The 3,328-nt window shown below is 70.0% G+C and carries 4 protein-coding genes; 3 read left to right on the forward strand and 1 reads right to left on the reverse strand.

Annotation, left to right across the window (positions count from 1 at the left end; genetic code table 11):
• Positions 1–205 precede the first annotated feature (205 nt).
• On the forward strand, positions 206–658 hold the full coding sequence (locus G3I19_RS35465; RefSeq protein ID WP_164267799.1) for a DUF5990 family protein: 453 nt from the start codon (positions 206–208) through the stop codon (positions 656–658).
• 52 nt (positions 659–710) lie between these two features.
• Here the strand turns inward: G3I19_RS35465 and G3I19_RS35470 are convergent, their stop codons facing one another.
• On the reverse strand, positions 711–1,421 hold the full coding sequence (locus tag G3I19_RS35470; RefSeq protein ID WP_164267800.1) for a ribonuclease H: 711 nt from the start codon (positions 1,419–1,421) through the stop codon (positions 711–713).
• Between the two features lie 265 nt (positions 1,422–1,686).
• Here G3I19_RS35470 and G3I19_RS35475 point away from each other — a divergent pair, with 265 nt between their 5' ends.
• A complete protein-coding gene (locus tag G3I19_RS35475) occupies positions 1,687–2,172 on the forward strand; it encodes a cation:proton antiporter regulatory subunit (RefSeq protein ID WP_164267801.1) in 486 nt (161 codons plus the stop codon).
• 6 nt (positions 2,173–2,178) lie between these two features.
• A partial coding sequence (locus G3I19_RS35480; protein ID WP_164267802.1) for a cation:proton antiporter occupies positions 2,179–3,328 on the forward strand: 1,150 nt, incomplete at its 3' end.

Below are 3,328 nucleotides of genomic sequence, written 5' to 3' on the forward strand. Positions count from 1 at the left end.
GCCGCGAGGGCCAGGGCGGTTATCCATCTCGTCGCTGTAAGACGGGACATGTGGGGGGTGTCCTCTCCAACTGCCGCGCGGTGGCACGTGGTTGATGTCATGTACGGTTCACAGGACATTGCCACGGACCCCGGTCACACAGGTGAAGAACAGGGAACGAGCGTGTGCCGATCTGTCGTACGCTCCGGCCCTGGACAATGGCCGGATGCAGATCCGTATCGAAGCCTCCCACCTCCCCGGCCGCAGCAGCTCCGCCTTCGCCGACGCCGTCGACATCCACGTCGGGGTCCAGGCCAAGGACCGGCCTCAGGAGGTGACCGCCCCGCACGCCGGTGACGCGCCGTCGGCCCGCTGGACGCTGGAGTGCACGACGGCGCCGGGGCCGGACGGGACCGTCGTCTCCGGGCCCTGCATCCAGCACCGCTTCGGCAGCCGCTTCGTCTACCTGTCCTGGACCACTGCGGACGAGGGCGGCACCGCCACCATGTTCCGCCGCGCCAAACTGATGCTGGACGCCGTCAGCCCCGACGTGCTCGAAGCCGCGGTGCGCTCCGGCCGCCTCACCGCACGGCTACGGCTCACGGACGGTCAGGGGCAGCCGCTCTGCGGCGCGGTGCGGCCCCCGCTGGTCACCTGGACCGCCGAGCAGGCCGACTGACGGAAGCCGGTGCCCGCAGGACAGAGGCGCGGGCCCGGCAGCGCCGTTCGGCTCAGGCGTCCGCCGTACGGCAGTCGGGGTGACCCCAGCCGTCCGCGTTCTTGGCGATGGGCTCACCGGTCGCATAGGAGCGGCCACAGCGGCAGCGGCCGGGGAACTTCGCGTTCAGGGTCCGCGACGAGGTGCGCTTCGCCGGCGGTCCGGCCTTCGTGGCACCCCCGGACGGACGGCGGGACGCCCCGCCGGTGCGTACGGTGTCGGGCGCGGCCGGCGGCTGCGGGGAGCCGAGGTGGCTGCCCGCCGCCTGCTGCACGACCGCGGCCTGACTGGCGGCCCGGTCGGCGAAGTCGTTGAGCGGGTCGCCGTTGACCTGATGCGCGGGGACGTAACGGAATTCGACGGTACGGCCGGTGAGCAGCTCGTCGATCCGCATCACGAGTTCCTGGTTCGCCACCGGCTTGCCGGACGACGTCTTCCAGCCCTTGCGCTTCCACCCCGGCAGCCAGGTGGTGACCGCCTTCATCGCGTACTGGGAGTCCATCCGGATCTCCATCTCGACGCCGGGGTCCACAGCGGCCAGCAGGCTCTCCAGCGCGGTCAGTTCGGCCACGTTGTTCGTCGCCGTGCCCAGTGGGCCCGCCTCCCAGCGGACAGGTGCCATCGCACCGTCGGCGATGACCCAGGCCCATGCCGCAGGTCCCGGATTTCCTTTGGACGCCCCGTCACACGCGGCGATAACGCGTTCAGCCATGCCCCCGATCATGCCAGCAACACCGGCGGGCCGGGCACCACGTCCTCACCGGCAGGCAGCGCCATCGCCGGCCCCTCTCTCTCCGACACCAGCGGAACAAAAGCCACTAATCACCCAATAAGGACCGAACTATTTACCATTACTTGACCTGCGTTAGAGTATGGGCAGAGCTATCGGCTGCCTCACCGGACCGGATCCGCGGAGACCGACCGCGTCACACCGCGCCTGCGGCAACCACGCCCGTACACCGCCCCTGAATGCCCGTATGGAGCCTTCTATGGAACCCGCCGCCCGCATCCGGAAGACCGGCCTGCCCGGAGTCGGAACCAGGTACGACCTCAACACCGATGCCGGACAGCACATTTCGGTCGTGGCCCATCAGGACGGCCGACGCATCCTCGCCTTCCACGACCCCGAAGACGACGACAGCTGTCGCAACTCGACACCACTGGCCTCGCACGAAGCGGCCGCGCTCTCCCGGCTCCTCACCCCGGCCCCGGTGGCCCAGCTGTACGAGCACCTGGAGATCGACCTGGTGAGCGAACGCATCGCGATCACCAAGAGGTCCCCGTACGCGGGGCGCGTCCTCGGCGACACCCAGGCACGCACCAGGACGGGCGCGTCCATCGTCGCCGTGCTGCGGCGGACCAACGCATTCCCGTCCCCCACCCCGGACTTCCGCTTCGCCAGTGGCGACATCCTCGTTGTCGTCGGCACCCGCGAAGGCGTGGACGCCGTCGCGGAACTGATCACCGGAGGATAAACGCCTGTGCACAACATGTCCGCGCTGCTCATCGAACTCGGGGCGGTCATCCTCGCCCTGGGCCTCCTAGGCCGTTTCGCCGGCCGCATCGGCTTCTCCCCCATTCCGCTGTATCTGCTGGCCGGACTCGCCTTCGGCCACGGCGGGCTCGTACCGCTGGACGCCAGCGAGGAGTTCACCGCCACCGGCGCCGAGATCGGTGTCATCCTGCTGCTGCTCCTGCTGGGACTCGAGTACAGCGCGTCCGAACTCGTCACGAACCTCAAGACGCAGTACCCCTCGGGCATCGTCGACTTCGTACTGAACGCGACTCCGGGGGCCGCGGCCGCGCTCATCCTGGGCTGGGGCCCGGTCGCCGCCGTCGCGCTGGCGGGTGTCACCTGGATCTCCTCGTCGGGGGTGATCGCCAAAGTCATGGGGGATCTGGGCCGCCTCGGCAACCGGGAGACACCGGTGATCCTCGGTGTGCTGGTCATCGAGGACCTGGCGATGGCCGTCTACCTGCCGCTGCTCACCGCACTGCTCGCCGGACTGAGCCTGGCCGGAGGCAGCCTCACCCTGCTGATCTCTCTCGGCACGGTCGGCGCGGTCCTCTATGTGGCGCTGCGCCACGGCCGGTTCATCAGCAGGGCGGTGTCGTCGGACAACCCCGAGATGCTGCTCCTCGTGGTGCTCGGGCTGACCCTCTTCGTCGCGGGGATCGCCCAGCAGCTCCAGGTCTCCGCCGCGGTCGGTGCGTTCCTGGTGGGTATCGCGCTCTCCGGTGAGGTCGCCGAAGGCGCGCACAATCTGCTGACTCCGCTGCGGGACCTCTTCGCCGCCGTCTTCTTCGTCTTCTTCGGGCTGAGCACCAACCCCGCCGACATTCCGCCCGTCATCTTCCCCGCGCTGCTGCTCGCGATCGTGACGGTGCTGACGAAGGTCGCCACCGGCTGGTACGCGGCCCGGCGGGCCGGGATCAGGTCGGCCGGGCGCTGGCGGGCCGGGGGCACGCTGGTGGCGCGCGGCGAGTTCTCCATCGTGATCGCGGGTCTCGCGGTCGGCGTCGAGCCGCGCATCGGCCCGCTGGCCACGGCGTACGTCCTCATCCTGGTCATCGTGGGCCCGCTCACGGCCCGCTGGACCGAGCCGCTGGCACGCCGGCTGCGCCGCGGTA

It is taken from the genome of Streptomyces sp. SID10853 (assembly GCF_010548145.1).
Lineage (GTDB): Bacteria > Actinomycetota > Actinomycetes > Streptomycetales > Streptomycetaceae > Streptomyces.

Coding starts and splice junctions, on each gene's coding strand:
- G3I19_RS35465 (WP_164267799.1), top strand. CDS start 206: ATGCAGATCCGTATCGAAGCCTCCCACCTCCCCGGCCGCAGCAGCTCC.
- G3I19_RS35475 (WP_164267801.1), top strand. CDS start 1,687: ATGGAACCCGCCGCCCGCATCCGGAAGACCGGCCTGCCCGGAGTCGGA.
- G3I19_RS35470 (WP_164267800.1), bottom strand. CDS start 1,421: ATGATCGGGGGCATGGCTGAACGCGTTATCGCCGCGTGTGACGGGGCG.